Consider the following 18,394-nt stretch of genomic DNA (forward strand, 5'->3'; position numbering starts at 1 on the left):
TGCGGGGCGTGCGTCACGCGTCCCAGCCCCTGCCTAGCAGGGGCTCAGATGCGGGAGAGCACACGACAGCCAGTCGTGTACCTACCTGCAAGCCCGGTCCTTCACGGCCGGGTCAAGTTGACCTTCGCTACTGCCGGGGCGGCCACACTACTTGTCGTAGTGGCCCAAACAGTCCTGCTGCCGAGCATTCCACCGGACAAGAGTACGCACGTGCGTGATCTCGTAAAGACCGTGTCACGACGGGCCGTCCAGTTCGGGATGGCGGCAGGCGCTGTGGTGTTCATTGGGCAGTTCGCCGCATGGACGTATGTCACGCCGTTCCTGACAGACTATACCTATTTGTCCAGTGGTGTGATCACCCTGCTGTTCGTCGTCTATGGCTGCGGTGGCATCGTCGGCTCGCTCGTCGCCGGATCGCTGTTCAAGCGCGGGGTGATCGGCAGCTTCGTCGGATCGACGACGGCGGTGGCCGCAATGCTCATTGGGCTGGCGAGCGCGGGAACCCTACCGTGGCCGGCCGGCCTGTTGCTCGCACTGTGGGGCCTGATCTGGGGAATCGCGAACCCGGCAACGTTGGTCTGGCTGCTCGACGCGGCCCCCGAAAACCAGGAGGCCGCATCGGCAGTGAATGTCACAAATTTGCAGGTATCTCTGGCGTTGGGGTCCGCGCTCGGCGCGATTCTCGTGTCAACGACAACCCTGCAAACGGTGTTCTTCGTCGCGGGCTTCACCGTCCTCGGCTCTGGCGTGCTCGCCGCGGTGGCGGGGCGGTTCGTGACACTGGCAGGGAGGGATTGAGGAGACCGGAGCGAGGCGGGGTCGAGTGCCCGGGTGCCGCGGGCACTTACCTCCGCGGTCAGCCGGCTGCGACCGGTCCCAGCGGTCGTCATCTCGGCGAGGGCCCGGACCAGCTCGGCGGTGGCCGTGTGCTGCGGGCACCGGGTCACGACGTGCCGGCTCGAACTCCTGATGGCGCCGTACAGCGCCCCAGCCGCTGCCAGGTGGTGCGGCGCGGCCGGCCAACGCCAATGAGCTCACCTCGCGCCGATCGCTCGTAGCGTGAAGACGCCGGTAAGAAGCGGAGTCCGCCCGACGCCAACCTCTGGCCGAATGCGTGAACTGGTTGTGACTTCACAACGTGACGTCCGACTGAAGCCCGCTGTCTCAAGCGGGCTTGAAGAGCCATCACGCAAGGGATGGGTGCCTTTGAGCCCGACTCGGGCGGACACGAGGGCAGATCCGGCCCAAGCAATGGGATCGATAAGGGGAAAGACTGATGAAGGCAGTGGTTGGGGAAACCGTCGTGGCCGAGGCCGCGAGCGAGACGGTGATCAGCATCGAGGGAAATGCCTACTTTCCGCCGGACTCAGTTGCGGCCGGCGTGCTCCGCGAGAGCTCAACGCCCTACACCTGTCCTTGGAAGGGGCGGGCGCAGTATCACGACGTTGTGGTCGGTGAGATGGCGCTGAGGGACGCGGCTTGGTCTTACCCGGACATCAAGGAGTCGGCGGCGACCCGTGTCGGTCACGACTTCAGCGGTTATGTCGCCTTCGATGTACGCCAGGTGCGGATCGAGATCTGACACAGCACACCGATAGCGCCGGACGATCGTAGGTGCCGTCGTGCGGGCCCCTCTGAGCCCGTGCGGCGCGGCGCGGGCCGACCAAGGAGAGGAGTCAGGATGGACACGTGGTGGCGTGACCGGCTCCGTGGCGCGAAGGACCGGAAAACCGCCTCGGCGTGCGCCCGTGACTACGCCCTCAGTGCCGTGGCCGCGCTTTTGATCGTGGCCGTGCCGGTGGCGGATCTGTTCCTGCCGACGGACATCCACGTGGCGCACATCCTGGTGGTGCCGGTGGCACTGGTCGCCGCCTTCGCCGGGCCCCTGCGCGGCGCCCTCACGGCGCTGCTCGCCGTGCTGGCTCTGGTCGCCGCCGGCATTGAACGCGATGCCGTGACCACGCAGAACGTCCTGGTGCAGTTGGCGTCGCTGGTGCTGGTATCAATGCTGCTGGTGGTCTTCGCCCTGTCGAGCGAGCGGGGACGGCACGAGCTCGCCTGCGAGCGCCGGATCTCGGAGGCGGCCCAGCGGGTCGTGCTGCGGCCCCTTCCGTGTCGCTCGGGACCGCTGACGATCGCCTCGGCGTACCGCTCGGCCGACGACGGCGCCCGCGTCGGCGGCGACCTGTACGCGGTCGCCCGCACCGCGAATGCCACGCGCCTGCTCATCTGGGACGTGTGCGGCAAAGGACTGAACTCGCTCGGCGAGACCGAGACCGTGCTCGGCGCCTTCCGGGCAGCGGCCCACCGCCAGGTACCGCTGCCGGAACTGGTCGCATCGCTGGAGGCCAGCTTGCGCTGGGACCTGGTGGAGTTCTGCGACACACCGGCCGAGGCCGACGTCGGGGAGCGGTTCGTGACGGCCGCGGTCGTCGAGGTCCCCGACGACGAGCCGTGCGTCCACGTGGTCAGCTGCGGTCACCTGCCCCCTCTCCTGCTGCACGAGGGCCGGGCGACCCTGCTCGACGTGGCGGACCCCGCCCCGCCGCTCGGCCTCGGCACCCTGGCCGAGAGCACGTACGCCCCCAGCACCTTCCCCTTCGTCGGCGGCGATCAGATGCTGCTCTACACCGACGGCCTCACCGAGGCCCGCGACGCCGAGGGCGGCTTCTATCCCTTGATGGAACGCGCCGCCGGTCTCACCGGCTCAGGCCCGGCCACGCTGGTGCAGGCGGTCACCCGCGACCTGCTGGACCATACCCACGGGCCGTTGTGCGACGACATGGCCGTCGTCGCCCTCCAGCGCGAGCACTGACGCCGTCGAGAACTGACTCCGGTCGGCGCCGGCAGATGGAGTTCGAACTTTACGCACGATCCCGCGAGCTCCAGCAGGTCAACGAACAGCCACGACAGGCCAACGCCCGTGAGCGACAGGTGGCGCTCGCGCTTCAGGACGCGATGCTGCCCGCATCACAGCGACTTGCGCGCCGCAAGGCCGCGGTCGGCGGCGCAGTCTGTCTCTTCCGCTCGGGTGGACGACTGCCGGGTCCCCAAAGTTGTGCGCGACGCGCGTCCGAGTTCCCTGGCCCGCGCTGCCGGGCCGACGTCGTTGCTGCCGAATTCAGCCCGCAGCGCTGAGATGTCCGCCGGCCATCAGCTGAGCCCGCAGTTTCCTTCGGGCGTCGAACATCGTCTTGTAAAGCGTGTTGCGGTTCGTCTTCAGCTCACTGGCCAGCGTTTCCAGGGGAACCCCGTTGATGACGGCGGTGAAGACCCGCCGCTGGCGGGCCGTCAGTGCTGTCTCGACCGCGTCCCGCGTGGCTTCGACCAGCTCTCTCGCCTGCCAGTGGCCTGCGGGGTCGATACCGGAGCGGTCGGGCACTTGCGCCAATTCGTCGAAGTCGAGCTGGGTGTTTGAAACACGCCGGAAGTGGCGGCCCAGCGCGCTGGAAACTTCGAGTACGACGAATCGGAAGGCCCATGTGGTGAACCTGGCGTCGCCTCGAAATTGCTGAATTTTTTTCGTAATTCTCATCAGCGCGTCGGCTGCCGCCTGGTAGGCGAGATCGTTCAGCTCGGGCCCGCCAATTCGGTATCGGGGTCCCCGGCGGAACATTTCGTCCATGGCGATCCGCACCAGCAGTTCGTGAAGCCGCGTGCAGGCCTGTTCGTACTGCGGACCGCGACCGCCCTCGAGCGCGTCCACCCATGCGGCGGATTCCGGGTCGAGTTGCCCTCGGCTCGTGGCGAGTCCGGCTGCCGGGGCTCTGCCGTTGGTTCCGGCTTGTGCGTCCGGAGCAGGGTGGCACGATTTGTCAATGCCTGCACAGTGCATGGTCATCAGTCCCCAGGTCCTCTTGTGCGGACAAGCCAATCACGTGACCATCTACGGGCCGTCTACGCGAAATCGCTGCTTTCTCTCTCGCCATGCCCGTATCCCAAGGATTTCAGGACGGGATTGCGGCGTATTTCGACGAGCGACTCGCGCGCAGCGTGGGAGGCGTTTTCCCGTACGGTCGACAGCGGCTACAGCCGTGGAGGCCTTCGACCCTCCAGGCCGGTAGTGGGCGGTCACGCTGTGCGTAGCGGGCGTGTGCGGCGGTAGTCGCCAGCCGAGTTGCCGGGCTCCCTGCAGTCCCTGCTCACGCAGCCAGGTGCGGATGGCCCGGGATCTACAGCCCGTGTCGCCGATGACGTGCGAGGGCAGGATCCCGGGGCCGACCTGGTCCGATCCGGGGCACGTGGATGACCTGCATGACGGCGGTGAACTGGGTGCAGTCGTCGGTGATCGTGAAGCCGATGAGTCGGCCCAGGCCATCGCAAGCAAGGTGGATTTTGCTGGTCAGGCCGCTCCTCGGGTGTCCGATTCCCGGGCTGCGGAGCCCACTTTTCGGGCCCCGGCGGCCTGCTGGTGGGCTCGTACGATGGTGGAGTCGACCGACGCCATCCAGTCGATGGCACCGGCGACATCCGCCGTCGCCTGGAGGGCTCTCAGCATCCGATCGAAGGTGCCGTCGGCCGCCCACCGACGGAACCGCGTGTGCAAGGTGGCCCAGGGCCGGTATCGGCCGGGCACGTCCCGCGAGGCGGGCCGTCGGAACTTCCACACGATCCCGTTCAGGATCATCCGGTCGTCCCGCCGCTTCCGCCTCGACTCAGCATGGGGCAGCAGCCGCACTAACTCCCGCTCGGCATCGGCCAGTTTACGGAGACGCATGACCCAACCGTGATCTACCAGGCACGATCGCTTGACGACACGCTCCATCTGCCCTGGCAGTCACTCAGGAGCCCCTCGGGTGTCGGGCACCACGTGGACGGCCGCCTCCTCGGCGGAGGCGGCGCCGTTGTCGATGCCCACATCCCGCGCCCAGTAGTCGTCGCCGTCGTATCCTGCAGCGAGAACGTCCGTGTCCCAGCCGAGGAGACGTCCCGCGCGCTCGTCGCCGACCTGGTCGTCGATGAGCTCTCCGTCCGTGCCGATCGTGTCGCCCAGCCCGTCGCCCTCGTCCGATGAGCTGACTTCCGGCACCTCGCGCCGAAGTCGATGCGCGAGATCCTCGTGGGAGGAGCCCTCCCGCGCGGTGACGCCCCAGTCGTAGACGGCGAGGGGCCTGTCGGCGGGTGAATAGCCCCGGTCCAGGACGTCCTCGTCCAGTTCGTCCTCGTCGTACTCCTCCTGCGAGCGCAGGGGGTTGGAGGCGGCAAGGTCTTCGTAGGGCGGAGGGTTGTCTGGTGAAGTCATTACGGCCTCCATGCCGTCGGAGTCCCGTGACGGATCGGTGTCGGCGCCTCGGTGTCGGCGCGGCGGGAGAAGACCATTCAAGTGGCCCGGTATCGACGCGGCGTCTATCCGGCATGGTCACCCGGGCGGCAAGCCGGCGACTCCTCCGATGCGGGCGCCTGCTCGGCCTGCCGACGGGGCGCAGTCCTCGGGGGCCGCGGCCAGTGGCCTTCAGCCACGGTGCACGAGGAAAGGCGGCGAGGTCGGAGCTGCCTGGGATCAGGTCGTGGCAAGGGTCGCCGGATCGATCGGGGGTCGAGCGCGCGAAGATCAGCCGCCTGATCATCCTGTCTGCCACGGGTGTGCCCGAGCCTCTGCGGCCGGTTAGGCCATCCCTCGGCGACGAGGTTGGCGTCGGTGCCGGCCACGGCGTTGCGGGTGCGGCCCAGATGGGTGGCGAGCCGGCGGGTGGAAGGCACCGTGTCGCCGGGGGCGAGGTGGTCGGTGCGACAGCTTCGCGCGGGGTGTGCGCCCCGCCCCGGGGGCGGACAGATGCGTCCGGCCCCGGGGCCCCGTCCCCCGTCAGCCGGGCAGGATGTTGTGGTTCACCCGGAACATGTTGGTCGGGTCGTACGCCTTCTTCGTCGCGGTCAGCCGCCGGTGGCGCTCGGCGCCGTAGACCTCGCTCAACCGCTCGGGGTCGGTGGCCTCCTCGACGGAGAGGAAGTTGACCATCCTGCGTCTGTCCGCCCAGGGCTCCATCGCGTCCATCAGCGCGTCGAGTTCGCCGGTCAGGAACCCGGCCTGGTCCGGCGTGCCCACGCCGAAACCGAAGAGCACGAAGGGAAGCCCTCTGGTGGAGACGGCGTTGGGCACCGCGGGCTCGCGGTCGAGCGCACCGCCGAGCATGCGGATCTCGACGCTGGCCAGCGGGGAGCCCGACCCGGGTCCGATCAGTTCGATCACCTTGTCGGCCGCCTCGGCGGGGAACGCGCACAGCATCGTGGTGCGGTCGTAGTAGGGCATCGGCGCCGGCGGGTCCATGTGGATGGCGCCCATGGCGGTGTAGGGCATCTCACCCACGGTATCGATGAGTGCCGGGGCGGCCGCGCGCAGGGGTGCGATCAGCCGCTCGCCCTCGGCCACCGGACCGAGGTAGGCGAACCGCACGTGCACCACGAACGCCCCCCGCAGCGGCTCCGGCAACTCCGGCAGCGGAGGGAGTCGTTGCACGGCGAGGGAGGAGGACATCTCCTCGGGCATGTCCGACTGCCACGTGCGCCAGGCGTGCAGCACGTCGGCGAGGTGTTCGCCGGGGAAGTGGATGCCGCCGCCGTAGAAGTGGGTCAATGGGAACAGGTCGAACTCCAGCGCGGTGACAACGCCGAAATTGCCCTTTCCACCGAGCAGGGCCCAGAAGAGTTCGGGATCGCTGTCTGCCGTGACATGCCGCAACTCGCCGTCAGCGGTCACCACATCCAGCGAGCGCACGTGGTCCGCCGCGTATCCCAGGCTCCGGCCGAAGACCGGACTGAGTCCACCCCCGAGGGTGTAGCCGGCCACGCCCACCAGCGGAGCCGAACCGCTCACCGGGGCCAGACCGACTGCGGCGGCCTCATCGATCGCCTCCTGCCAGATCACTCCGGCCTCGACCCGCGCGCGTCTGCTGCCTGCGTCGACGGCGATGCCCTTCATACGCCGGGTGCTGATCAGAACCCCGCCCCGGGCGGGGTCGACCTGCTGGTGTCCCGTGGTCTTCACCGTCACAGGCCGGCCCTCGCGGGCCGCGAACCGGACCGCCGCCCGTACGTCGGCCGCGTCGGCGGCACCGACCGCGAGCGCCGGCTCAAGGGAGACGTTCAGGTTGTAGATCCGGCATTCGGCGTCGTACCCCTCGTCGCCGGGCAGCAGAACCGGACCGCTCACCAGCGATGCGAGTTCGGCCGCCTCGGCGGGCGACACGGGTCTGAACGGATCGTCAAAGGTCATGATTTCCTCGTGAATTGTGCCGCGGGATCGGCGTGCGGTCGCCCGTGAGTCCCGCGCGTGCGAGTTGGTGCTGCATTGGTGCCGGCCAGGGCCCTATACCTGGCGTGCAGGCGTTCAGCGCATATATTACACCTCTAATCTAAGAATCCCCCTGGGGTGCCCCTAAGCTGGTCGGCACCGGGCCGCTTGCGATCCCGGGACGAGGCAGTGGGACAGCGGGCCAGTGCCTCGTCGCGGCGGTCACATCAACGGCGAATCCTTCGCGCAGGGCCCTGCAAGTGCGTGGCCGTCGACACGGCGTGGGTGGCATCCCCATCTGGGTCGCCGGCCTCTGCGGACGCGGTCTCAGCCTCCACTGTGGCCGAAGCGCTCGGTACGTACTCGCTCAGGTGCATGTCCCAGGAGCACCAGGTAAGCAGCCGTCTTCTCGACGAACCCCGTGGGCCCGCAGACATAACAGGTCGGCTCGAAGTCGGAAGGCCAGCCGCCGCGGGCCAAGTCCTCGGGAGAGATGCGCCCCGGCGGGCGCGGTGAGTCTTCCGGGGCCTCTCTGCTGTACAGGTACGTCGTATCCAGCCCCGGCGCCCCCTGGCGGAGCTCCGAGCGGTACAGCAGGTCCGACGGGGTTCGCGCTGCGTACAGCAACCGGAACGGGGCTCGGCTGCCGGCCGCCTCCCGTGCGCGGATCATGCACATGAGAGGCACGAGTCCTGACCCGCCCGCTACCAGCACGATTGGCTCTGTCTGCTGCTGCCTCCAGATGAACCAGCCGCCGACGGGCCCGCGCAGCTCCAGCCGGTCCCCGGGCACGAGCTCGTCCACGAGGTAGGGCGACACTTCCCCGCCGGGCGTGCGCTGGACTGTAAGGTCGAGGTTCCGGCCGTCGGGGGCCGAGGCGATCGAGTAACTGCGCTGGGTGCTGTAGCCGTCCTCTGCGGTCAGCCTGACGTCCACATGCTGGCCGGCCAGGTGCCCGGGCCAACCTGGCACATCCAGTGTCAGAGTGACGGCCGTCGCAGACTCCACGCGCCGACCCGTTACCTCGGCGGTCCGCCAACGGAGTCGGTCGCCTAGTCTCCCTGGTACCGCTGTTCTCTCCATGGGTCTCCGTAGTTGTGGTACCCGGCGCTTTCCCAGAAGCCGGGCACGTCGCTCTGCCGCAGTTGGATCTCGCGGACCCACTTCGCGGACTTCCACAGGTACAAGTGCGGGACCAGCAGCCGCGCGGGGCCACCGTGTTCGGGGGCCAAGTCCCTGCCTCCGTAGCCGTAGACGATCCATGCTTTGCCGTCGACCAGGTCGGCGAGTGGGATGTTCGTGGTGTAGCCGCCGTACGAGGTGACGAGAACGTGCTCTGCCGCCGTCTCCACGTCCGCGAGCACAACGTCCAGCGACACGCCCTGCCATTGGGTACCGAACTTCGACCACTTCGTCACACAGTGCAGATCGACGGTAGGAGACTCCGCCGGCAGTGCCATCAGGCCTGCCCAGTCCCACACGTGCTGCTTCCCGGCCTCCGTTGCCACGGACAGCTTCCAGTCGTCTTGCCGGATGCGGGGAGTGGGCCCGGCAGACAGCACAGGAAAGTCAGTCGTCTCGTACTGCCCGGGCGGCAGTTTCGTACCGGCCGACGGCCTTCGCCCTTGGAAGCCACGCGATATCAACCCCATACTCTTCACCGTCCTCATTTCGTCCAGTGGGCCACTACGGGTCCCATCGGAGGTAAGCGCCCGGCGGAGGCGACCTCTTACCTGTACCGGCGCGGCAGAAGATGGCCATTCAGGCGGCGGACTCGTCGATAACGCTTGCCAGATCGCCTGCCATACGGCTCCTTCGTGCACGGGCAGCCTTCATCGACGCCTCTTGGTCGCCCCGCCCGGGTGGGTATCAGGTGGCCGCCCCGGGCGGGGCGTGAGAGATGCATCTAGTAGCGGCCTGCCATGACTCCGCCGTCGACGTTGAGGATGGCGCCTGTGATCCAGCTCGAGGCCGAAGAAAGGAGGAAGACGATCGCGGAGGCCACGTCCTGCGGGGTGCCGACCCGGCCAAGCGGGTGCAGGCCGCTCAGCTGGTCCATCGCATCGTCCAACTGGTCCGCGGGAAAGACCTTCTCGAACAGGGGCGTCCTGGTGACAGCAGGAGCCACGGCGTTCACACGGATGCCCTCGCTGGCGAGCTCGATGGCCAGGTTGTGCGTAAGGGCGTGCAGGCCGGCCTTGGCCATCGAATAAGCCGATGAGGGTGTCACGGCGAGGGCCTGGTGCGCCCACATGCTCCCCACGTTCACGATGGCGCCGCCCTGACCGCCGGCGACCATGGCCCGAACGACGGTCTGAGTCAGGAAGAACGTCGCCCTGTTGAGGTCGTGGTAGGAGTCGTAATGCGCGACCTCGTAGTCGAGGAAGAGCTTGGGCAGGAAAAACCCTGCCGAGTTGACGAGGAGGGTGGCGTCGGGGTGGTCCTCTGCCAGCTGCTTCTGCGCCTCGACGACCTGGTCCCAGTCTGCCAGGTCGGCCTCGATCGACCATGCGCTGCCGGAGCGCGACAGGCTTGCGACGGCGTCGTTGAGCTTGCGACCCGGGCGGCCGACGATCACCGCGCTGCCGCCTGCCGCCATCACGTCCTCGGCGGCCTTGAGGCCCATGCCGCTGGCGCCACCGATCACGACGATCTTCTTACCTTCGAAGTCCGTGGCCATACGAATCACTCTCCACTGAGCGGCGAACACTACTTGCCTGTGTGCTTGCCTGTGTGCACTCGAGCCTGCCAGGACGGGATCTACCGCAGCTCTACAAGGCATCTACGGCGCCAATCGCTGCGGCCCCGCGGTCGGGCAAACGGGAGCTGCGTAGACCCGTCCTGCCTGCCGCTTCTGGTCTTCTGCGTGCTACCGCGCGCGAAACCACGGAAAGCCGCTGTACGGTCTGCTGCAACCAAGGCGGCACCCACTCACTGGCCGCCGAGCATGTCGGCGGCAGTGTCCAGTTGAGTGCTGTTCGGCGAGGACGGCGCCGAACAGCCGGGGCAGGGCAGCGGGGTTGGGGAATACCTGCACGGCGTCCGTGCGGCATCTGACCTCTCGGTTGAGGCGTTCGAGCGGGTTGGCTGACCAGATCTTCTTCCAGGGCCTGGTGGGGAAGTCGGCCCAGGCGGTGCGGCCGACCTTTTGGGGAGCCGGCGAGTACATTGCGCACGAAGTGCACCCGGCAGCGTTGCCAGGCTGCGCCGATCAGGAGCTTGCCGATGGAACTGGTCAGCCCGGCGTGCGCGTCGACGACCGCCAGTTGGACCCCGGTCAGGCCGCGGGTGCGCAAGGAGCGCAGGAAGCCGGTCCAGAGCACGGCTTCCTCGCTGTCGCAGACGGCGAAGCCAAGGATCTCGCGGCGGCCGTCTGCACTGACGCCGGTGCCGATCACCACGGCCTGCGAGACCACACGGTGGTTGACCTGGGCCTTTCAGTAGGTGGCTCCAGGAAGACATACGGGTAGGTGGTGTGGCCCAGTGGCCGCTCGCGGAACATCCGGACCTCCTCGTCCAGCTCCGCGCAGATCCGAGGGACCTCCGACTTGGAGATGCCGCTGTCCTCGCCGAGGGCCTTGACCAGGTCGTCCACGCTGCGGGTGGACACCCCGTGCAGGTAGGCCTCCATCACCACGGCGAACAGGGCCTGATCGATGCGGCGACGGCGCTCGAGCAGGGAGGGGATGAACGAGCCGGCCCGCAGTTTCGGGATCTGCAGTTCGATGTCGCCGGCTGCGGTGGTCAGCAGCCTGTCGCGGCGGCCGTTGAGGTGCGTCTGATGCGGGGCCGCCCCGATCACCGCGGTGGCCTCCGCCTCAATCAAAGCCTGCAGCACGGCCCGCAAGGCACGGCGGATCATGTCAATCGCCGTCCGATGCGCGAAGTGACTCCAGCAACTCAAACAGGGCGGACTGCTCGAGAGCCGTCGTGTGCGTCCTGCGCGTCGAAAACCTTGCCGCCCGTCGGGCGGCGTATGACAGCGCCGCCCGGCAGGGCATGCCCCCACTTCGGGACTGCTCGGTCCCGGCTACGGACCGTGGCGTCGTCTCCGCAGGGTGCCTGTGACAACAACCTGGATGCCGGCCCCGGCTCGCCCTGCAAACGGGCCGGCTTGCCCTGGTCGAATAACCCTCGCCCTGCCTGCTCCGCTGCGTACGCGGCAACAAGCCGGTTCCAGCAGTAGCGGCCCGGGCCGATCTCCGAGACGAGGTGCGCTCGGGTGAGGCGCGACAGGACCTGGCGGACCCTGCCCTCAGGCCGTCCGCCCAGGTCTGCGACCTGCGATGCCGTGAACATGGGGTTTGGGTAGGCGCTCAGATCGCGGAAGAGTGCGGCTGTCTCCGTGTCGAGCAGGCGGTACGAGCGGGTGATGGACGCGCGGACGTCGAGCGCCTGGTCCTCGTCGGTCGCGAAGGCGTCCAGGGTGTTGTGCTCCGGCGCCTCGTACTCGTCGGCCAGGCTCGCCAGACGCAGCTGCGGCCGGTATGCCGCGCGGGCGGCGACGTTGGCCAGGGCCAAGGGGAGCTGCCCTGCCAGCCGGATGATGCGGTCGACGGCCTCTGGTTCAGCCGCTGTCCTCGCTGCGCCGAGTCGGAGCGCGAGGACGGTGCGTGCGTCCTTCAGGCTCAGGGGCATGAGTGTCAGGGGAAGTGCCTGGTAGGCAGCGACGAGGGCGTGCAATTGCATGCGGCTGGTGACCAGGGCCATGGAGCCGGCACTTCCCGGGAGGAGATGCTTCAGCTGGTCTGTGTTCCAGGCGTTGTCGAGCACGACGAGGACTCGCCGGTTGGCCAGCAGGCCGCGGAACATGAGCCCTCGTGCCTGCGTGGTATCGGGCATGTCCTCAAGGCGGACCCCCAGGGCCTGCAGGAAGCCCCCCAGCACGTGCGCGGGGTCCCTCGGCTCCGCCTCTGGTCCGGCTCCCTGCAGGTCCGCGAAGAGCTGGCCATCCGGGAACCGGTCAGCCAGACGGTGGGCGACGGTGATGGCGAAAGCCGTCTTGCCCACGCCGGCCAGTCCGCCGACCGCGCAGATGGCCACAGAGGACGACTCCTCCGCATTGGCGCACAAACGTTCGATCTGCTCCTGATCTCTCTCGCGACCGACAAGGCTCGGCAGGGCAGCCGGGAGCTGAGCGGGGACGTGAGGACGCGGCGTCCTTGTCGCGCCCTTCGGGCGCTCGGCGCTTGGTGCCAGCTGAATTCGGCCGGAGAGAATGCGCTCGTGGACGTGCTGGAGTTCTGGCGACGGGCTGACGCCGAGGCGCTGACGCAGCAGGTGGCTGGTCGTGTGGTAGATCGTCAAGGCCTCGGACTGGCGCCCGGCACCGTAGAGCGCAGTCATCAGGAGGCCGCATATGCGCTCTCGAAGCGGGTGTTCCACATGGAGGGCAGACAGTTCCGTGACGGCCTCGGTGTAGCGCCCTCTCTCCACGTCGCAGGCGAGCTGCTCCTCCGAACAGGCGAGACGCAGCTCGCCGAGGACGCTGCGCTGCTGGTCCGCGAACGGCCCGGGGACCCCCGCGAGGGGCACTCCTTTCCACATCTCGAGGCCCTCGGTCAGTAGGCTCGCCGCGGACGCCAGGTCGCCGGAGCCGCGGGCCTCCCTCGCCCGTGCCATCGTTGCCTTGAACCTGTTCAGGTCCAAAGCGTCCGGTCGGATGCGCAGCAGGTAGCCCCCGTCGACCCGACTCACGGAGCTGTCGGCGTGCTCCCCCAGTGCCTGCCTGAGCCGGTAGACGTAGGTGCGCACGGAGCCCACGGCCGACGGTGGGGCGTCGTCGCCCCACACGTCCTCCACCAGTCTCGAGAGGCTTACAGGCCTGCCCGCCCGGAACAACAGCGAAGCGAGCACGGCGCACTGCCTCGGCTGGCCGGCTCCGGCCTCGACCCCCTCTTTGTGCAGCCGGACTGGCCCGAGCACTGAGAACTCGACGCCTGTGTGCATGGTGCGTACCGCCCTGGAGATCCTTGTGAGACTTCACTGCCTGGCTGTCCGCAGGGGACCGCTTTCCTCAAACATACCGCAGGTCGGACCAATTTACGGGACTAAATCGTCCACTTCTGGAGTGAGAGGGTGCGCCTCCCTTGCAGGTGGCAGCTACTTTGGTGTTTGGTCGATCCCCTGACATATGGACGAAGGCGTCTTCCCTACGCGCACACCTCGCCGGACTACCTCCACCCGTCCGGGGGCAGTGATGTCCGCTCGACACGGAGACCGCGACGAAACCGCCTGTGGGGACGGCAACAGGACCTCTCAGCGCTCCCTCACCCCGGACGGCGGCCGGCACGGCCCAGGCCTCGATATGGCCGATCGCCACGTCCAGGGCGATCCTCATGGGCTTGACGCCCTGGGCCGTCTGCGCGAGGAGGTGGCCGCCTTGCAGGGCGGCCATGGGGCGCGTGGCGAGCTCTCCGGCGTCCGCGTCGACAGGACTCCCGAGTCCTTCATTCGCTCCACCCCGGCGCGGAGCAGCCCCTCTCAAGTGCCGAAGTACCGGGCGAGCACCTTGCGCGCCTCTTCGTCCTGGTCGGCCAAGTCGCTTGCGACGGAGCAGAGCGGACAGCCGGCGGCTCCGTTTCGGAGGCTGCTGTTCTCGATATGTACTTCCCGCCAGCGCTCCAGCCCGCGCGGGGAGTCGAGCCGCTGCAGTAGCTGGGGGACCGCACCCCGTATGAGCTGGCCCAGCGGACCGGGCCCAAGCGCCAGCGGCCGGCCTGCCCCTACACATCGGTGTGGCCGCCACCTGGGCGGTCGCGGCGATGGCCTCCGCACATCCCGGCCGCGGCGGCATCCGCGTCGTCCCCGACCACCATCAGGCGCTCCGCGCGTTCCTCGACCCGCCGCCGGTCCATCGAGTTCCATCTGCTGCAGCAGCTACGCCGGGTCCGCGAACCGATCTACGAGGTGGAGACCGGCGATCGGCCCTGGGCATCGGGCCCCGCACCGGGGTGGCGCCGCCAGCGCCTTCCAAGCGCTGCCGGCCGACCGCTCCGGTGTGTCCTGCACCGCCAGGACTGCTGGATCGACGACGGCCAGGCACTCACCGGAGCCGAAGCCACCACATGGGCCGCCCGGTGGGAGGTACGGGCCTGCCAACTGCTCAAACCCGATCTGCTGACCAACAGGCCGTTATCGGGTACCGACGCCGCAAAGAGGGCGTTGCCAGCCAGTGGAACCGGATGCAATCCGGGTCGTTCTGGTAGCTGAGAAGTCAGCCGCGGGGCGACCCCGCGTCGTCGTAGTGTCGCCGGGCCCGATCGACGTGCTCGAGATTGGTGGCGGCCCACTCGGCGAGGTGCGCGAAGAGAGGGGCGAGACTGCGGCCGAGCTCACTGATCTCGTACTCCACGCGCGGCGGCACCTCAGGGTGGTAGGTGCGAACGACCAGGCCGTCGCGCTCCAACTGCCGCAGGCGCTGAGTCAGCACCTTGGGGGTGATGCTCTTGATGCGCCGCTGCAGCTCGACGAACCGCTGGCGGCCGAAGGTGTGGAGCGACCAGAGGATCGGTGTGGTCCACCGGCTGAACACTATGTCCACGACCGGGGAGATCGGGCAGGCCACCTCGGGGCCGGCCGTGGCATCGCCGGCCGGCCAACTCATCTCGGTCGCCATGGATTTCAGTCCTCTGAGGTAGTTACTTTCCTCTAGGTACCTACTATACCGAGGCTGTTAGCGTCGCCGTCATCGCGAGAAACCACTGACAACACGGGAGTTGAGCATGATCGTGGTGACGGGTGCCACCGGGAATGTCGGGCGGTCGCTGGTGCGGACCATGGCGGAGACCGGCGAGCGGGTGACAGCGGTGTCGAGGGGGATAGCCCCGCTGGACCTGCCTACGGGGACCAGGCACGTGCAGGCTGACTTAACCAAGCCGGAGACCCTGCGGCCCGCCCTCGACGGTGCCGAAGCCTTGTTCCTGCACGATGGCGGCGCAGGAGGCCACGGGCTCGACCCGCGAGCCATCCTGGACGCGGCCAAAGTCGCCGGGATCCGGCGGGTGGTGCTGCTCTCCTCGCAGGGCGTGCTGACCAGGCCGGAGTCGCCCTCGCACGGAGGTGTCATGCGGGCCATCGAGGACGCCGTGCGCGACTCGGGCCTGGCCTGGACGATCCTGCGGTCCGGCGGCTTCGCATCCAACGCCTACGCCTGGGCGGATTCGGTACGCGCCGAGCGGACCGCCGCCGCGCCGTTCGGTGACGTCGGAATCCCCGTGATCGATCCGGCGGACATCGCGGAGGTCGCGGCCGTGGCCCTGCGCAAGGACGAACACACGAGCCAGGTCTACGAGCTGAACGGGCCGGCAGCCGTCACACCCCGGCAGCAGGCCGAAGCAATCGCGACGGCCCTCGGCGAGCGGGTGCGGTTCGTGGAGCTCACTCGGGACGAGGCACACGCCCGGATGGCGGCGTTCATGCCGGAGCCGGTCGTACAGACCACACTGGCCGTCCTCGGCGAGCCCAACGCCGCCGAGCTGCGGCTCAGCCCGGACGTCCAGCGGGTCCTCGGCCGCGCGCCCCGCCCCTTCGCCGAATGGGCCCGCCGTAACGTCGAAGCCTTCCGGTAAGGAGTAACGAGTTCGCCTTCGGCGCCGCGGTCTCAGGGCGCCGAAGGCGAAGGCCCGGCCTGCGAACCCACCCCTCTCTCACCTCCGCAACGCCCCTCCCACTCAAGGCGCCCTCTTGGCGCCCCGGCTGAGCCCGGACCTGCCGAGCGCGCAGGCCCGGCACTCAAGGAGCCTCTCGGCACCCCAAGTGTCGGAGCCCGCCTCCAAAACGGTCGCCATGACCGTCACCGTTCAGGCGTGCGCCGAATAGCTGCAGGGGCCGGCACTGTGCGAAGCCCGGCGATGATCACACGCTCCTCAGCTTTCGGCGAAGCGCACCGTCGACGCTCTTGGCTTCGTTGACGAGCGTGACGCCGGCTGCGCAGACTGCGAGCAGCCGGTGTGGCCGATGTTCAGACTGACCATCGTGACGGTGCAGAACAACCGGCGGGCCGCGACCGGCTCGAAAGACGGCCTGAACCTTGCCAACGTGGCGTGCCAGGGCGGATGCTCGACTGCTCAGCAGCGCCCCGGCACGCCCGCGGTCCATCTACTGGCCCACTACCGCTACGAACACCGGTACTGGGTCACCGGACTGCGTATCGGGTCAGTAGGCGACGGAACCGTACTCGTAGCCGAGCTGGAATTGCAGGTAGAACTTGGTGCCGTCCTTGACGTCGGTTGCGGCGAGTCCCCAGGTGCCGCCGTCGATCCAGCGCCAGGCGTTGCAGGAGGTGCCGCCGCTGCTGGGCAGGAAGCAGGTGCGGACGTAGTCACCCAGGGTGGGCTTGACGTTGATGTCGTTGCAGTTGGATGTGGCGGTTGCTGAGCCGGATCCGGGCCACCTGTCGTACGGGGCGACGTAGGTGGTGGAGAACGACTTCGCGGTGCCCAAACAGGACTGGGCGGCCGCGGGTGCTGCGTTGGCTGTGGCGGCAGTTGCGGCCGACAGTCCGCCGACTGCCAAAGCGGCAGCCGCCAGAGCTCCTACTGTGCGTGAACGGATACGCATTCTTCTCCCCCTTCAGCGCCGGTGGACTCCGGCGCCCCACAGACTGTAGGAAACCCCGCCACTCCTCGAACAGAGGTCGCGAGTACACCGGTTGGGGCGTTGCCAAAGGGGAAGGGTGTGCTCCCTGTGGAGACCGTGGCACGACGGACGCGCACGAGATCCAATGGGGAGCTCGAGGTGGACTTGGTAGCCGCCCTCGGTGGTGGGTCCCCAGCGGAAGGATCCGTTCAGCAGGGCGGCACGCTCGCGAAGCCCGATGAGTCCGTGCCGCGCGCTGGGTAGCGGAACCGTTTTCCGGGTGGGGGCCCGTTGGTGACGGTGACCTGGACGAGGTCGGCTGCCCGGCGGATCCGTACGGAGGCCGCAGCGCCTGGAGCGTGCTTCCTCGCGTTGGTCAGGGGCGACCGAAAGACGACCGGGAAGTCGCTCTCATGCCGTTACGCACCGTGATCGACGGAGCTATGGGTTCGTCAGGCCGACTTGTCGCCGCCGTTCAGGATGGAGAACAGCTGCAACGCCTCCAGGTAGATCCACACCAGGGTCAGTGTGAGACCGAAGGCCGCCAGCCAGGACTCCTCTCGCGGGGCTCCGTGGGCTATGCCGTCCTCGACCTGCTTGAAGTCCAATGCCAGGAAACACGCGCCGAGGATGATGCCGATGACGCCGAACAGGATGCCCAGGCCGCCACTACGAAGGCCCAGGCCGTCACCACCGGCGAAGGCGGAAATCAGCAGGTTGGCGACGGTGAGCAGCAAGAAGCCCATCGCGGCGGCCATCGCAAAGCCGTGGAAACGTCGGGTGACGCGGATCCAACGTCTTTTGTATGCGATCAGCGTGCCAGCGAAGACCGCCATCGTGCCGAGCACGGTCTGGACCACCACGCCGGGGCTGATGTTGGCGGAGGTGACACTGGAGATGGCTCCGAGGAAGACGCCTTCGAACGCCGCGTACGCCAGGATCAGTGCCGGGACCGGCTTGGCCCTGAATGTTTGGACGAGCGACAGGGCGAAGGCCAGTAGGGCGGCTCCGACCGCGATGCCGCACGACGCACCCAGGTTGGCCTCATCGGCAGGCAACAGCACCCACGCAAGGACGGCGGCGAGCACAACCACGCCAAGTGTCCCTGCTGTACGGGCGACGACATCGTCAATGGTCATCGCAGTGCCCAAGGCTTTCGGCAGAGCGGCGGGCTCGGCGTCGGGCGCGGCCTCCGCGTTCTGCACGGTCGTGCTCCGGTTGGCCGTGCCCTGCGCGTAGGGGTTGTCCGCGGCCGAACCATCGGCGCGCAGGTTCTGCTCCCTGAAGACCGCGTAGCTGTTGCGGCGGTTGAACACCCCCCGCGAGAAGACAGGATTGCTGCTCTTCATCTCACTCATTCCTCTGCAGTTGCACCCCTGTTCCGGTCTCGATACGGATCTGGAGATCCGCGTACCGGCCCTGGGGGATGCATCAAAACGGCGTTCATCGATGACAGGGATTCCGACTGCCTGCGGGCGGCGGGCACTCTTCGGAGTCGAGTCGCACACTGACGTCGCAGCGTCAGCTCGCCGACCGGCTCGTGCCTGGGCCGATTCAGCGTCCGTGCCCAGCCTTGCCGTCCTCCTT

General features: G+C 68.2%; 15 protein-coding genes and 2 pseudogenes. 4 read left to right on the plus strand and 13 right to left on the minus strand.

What is annotated here, in order from left to right; genetic code table 11:
- The first annotated feature begins 48 nt into the window (after window positions 1-48).
- The 3 genes from CHF15_RS38365 (at window position 49) to CHF15_RS38375 (ending at window position 2,815) form a co-directional block, all read left to right on the plus strand.
- Window positions 49-798: an MFS transporter gene (locus CHF15_RS38365; protein ID WP_143681727.1), complete on the plus strand. Its 750-nt coding sequence runs from the start codon at window positions 49-51 to the stop codon at window positions 796-798.
- 478 nt (window positions 799-1,276) lie between these two features.
- Entirely contained in the window at window positions 1,277-1,582 is a 306-nt protein-coding gene (locus CHF15_RS38370; RefSeq protein ID WP_089228577.1) for a DUF427 domain-containing protein, read from the plus strand.
- 99 nt (window positions 1,583-1,681) lie between these two features.
- Window positions 1,682-2,815, plus strand: coding sequence for a PP2C family protein-serine/threonine phosphatase (locus CHF15_RS38375; RefSeq protein ID WP_089228578.1), 1,134 nt, complete (start codon window positions 1,682-1,684; stop codon window positions 2,813-2,815).
- 306 nt (window positions 2,816-3,121) lie between these two features.
- On the opposite strand, the gene CHF15_RS38380 is transcribed toward CHF15_RS38375, so the two are convergent.
- The 10 genes and pseudogenes from CHF15_RS38380 to CHF15_RS38430 all read right to left on the minus strand — a co-directional run bounded on the left by CHF15_RS38380 (window position 3,122) and on the right by CHF15_RS38430 (window position 14,846).
- Window positions 3,122-3,706 (minus strand): RNA polymerase sigma factor, encoded by a 585-nt coding sequence (locus CHF15_RS38380; RefSeq protein ID WP_089228579.1) that lies wholly within the window; start codon window positions 3,704-3,706, stop codon window positions 3,122-3,124.
- A 636-nt stretch (window positions 3,707-4,342) separates the two neighbouring features.
- Window positions 4,343-4,717, minus strand: coding sequence for a transposase (locus CHF15_RS38385; protein ID WP_179280153.1), 375 nt, complete (start codon window positions 4,715-4,717; stop codon window positions 4,343-4,345).
- A gap of 60 nt (window positions 4,718-4,777) precedes the next feature.
- Window positions 4,778-5,242 carry a DUF5709 domain-containing protein gene (locus CHF15_RS38390; protein WP_089228581.1) on the minus strand — a complete coding sequence of 155 codons (465 nt, stop codon included), beginning with the start codon at window positions 5,240-5,242 and terminating at the stop codon, window positions 4,778-4,780.
- Window positions 5,243-5,803: 561 nt separating this feature from the next.
- On the minus strand, window positions 5,804-7,210 hold the full coding sequence (locus CHF15_RS38395; protein ID WP_089228582.1) for an FAD-dependent oxidoreductase: 1,407 nt from the start codon (window positions 7,208-7,210) through the stop codon (window positions 5,804-5,806).
- A 345-nt stretch (window positions 7,211-7,555) separates the two neighbouring features.
- A complete protein-coding gene (locus CHF15_RS38400; RefSeq protein WP_089228583.1) occupies window positions 7,556-8,311 on the minus strand; it encodes a ferredoxin reductase in 756 nt (251 codons plus the stop codon).
- The gene (locus tag CHF15_RS38405; RefSeq protein ID WP_089228584.1) at window positions 8,281-8,880 is read right to left on the minus strand and encodes a molybdopterin-dependent oxidoreductase; all 600 of its coding nucleotides are present in this window, start codon (window positions 8,878-8,880) and stop codon (window positions 8,281-8,283) included. Before CHF15_RS38405 ends, CHF15_RS38400 begins: the two co-directional genes overlap by 31 nt.
- Before the next feature lie 254 nt (window positions 8,881-9,134).
- Window positions 9,135-9,908: an SDR family NAD(P)-dependent oxidoreductase gene (locus CHF15_RS38410; RefSeq protein WP_089228585.1), complete on the minus strand. Its 774-nt coding sequence runs from the start codon at window positions 9,906-9,908 to the stop codon at window positions 9,135-9,137.
- Window positions 9,909-10,199: 291 nt separating this feature from the next.
- Window positions 10,200-11,211, minus strand: a pseudogene (locus CHF15_RS38415) (IS256 family transposase); the annotation flags it as partial.
- Window positions 11,129-13,177 (minus strand): AfsR/SARP family transcriptional regulator, encoded by a 2,049-nt coding sequence (locus CHF15_RS38420; protein ID WP_245939273.1) that lies wholly within the window; start codon window positions 13,175-13,177, stop codon window positions 11,129-11,131. The gene CHF15_RS38420 and the pseudogene CHF15_RS38415, both read right to left, overlap by 83 nt.
- Window positions 13,178-14,444: 1,267 nt before the next feature.
- Window positions 14,445-14,846, minus strand: a complete 402-nt coding sequence (locus tag CHF15_RS38430) for a winged helix-turn-helix transcriptional regulator (protein WP_245939274.1) — start codon at window positions 14,844-14,846, stop codon at window positions 14,445-14,447.
- A 106-nt stretch (window positions 14,847-14,952) separates the two neighbouring features.
- On the opposite strand from CHF15_RS38430, the gene CHF15_RS38435 reads away from it, so the two are divergent.
- Complete coding sequence (locus tag CHF15_RS38435; protein WP_089228586.1) at window positions 14,953-15,798, plus strand: NAD(P)H-binding protein; 846 nt, start codon at window positions 14,953-14,955, stop codon at window positions 15,796-15,798.
- A 586-nt stretch (window positions 15,799-16,384) separates the two neighbouring features.
- On the opposite strand, the gene CHF15_RS38440 is transcribed toward CHF15_RS38435, so the two are convergent.
- The 3 genes and pseudogenes from CHF15_RS38440 to CHF15_RS38445 all read right to left on the minus strand — a co-directional run bounded on the left by CHF15_RS38440 (window position 16,385) and on the right by CHF15_RS38445 (window position 18,156).
- Window positions 16,385-16,672, minus strand: coding sequence for a hypothetical protein (locus CHF15_RS38440; RefSeq protein ID WP_245939275.1), 288 nt, complete (start codon window positions 16,670-16,672; stop codon window positions 16,385-16,387).
- A gap of 282 nt (window positions 16,673-16,954) precedes the next feature.
- Window positions 16,955-17,187: pseudogene (locus CHF15_RS46110) on the minus strand (ATP-binding protein); the annotation flags it as partial.
- A 72-nt stretch (window positions 17,188-17,259) separates the two neighbouring features.
- Window positions 17,260-18,156: a Bax inhibitor-1/YccA family protein gene (locus tag CHF15_RS38445; RefSeq protein ID WP_089228588.1), complete on the minus strand. Its 897-nt coding sequence runs from the start codon at window positions 18,154-18,156 to the stop codon at window positions 17,260-17,262.
- Window positions 18,157-18,394 lie beyond the last annotated feature (238 nt).

Origin of the sequence: Actinacidiphila glaucinigra (genome assembly GCF_900188405.1) — a bacterium.
Lineage (GTDB): Bacteria > Actinomycetota > Actinomycetes > Streptomycetales > Streptomycetaceae > Actinacidiphila > Actinacidiphila glaucinigra.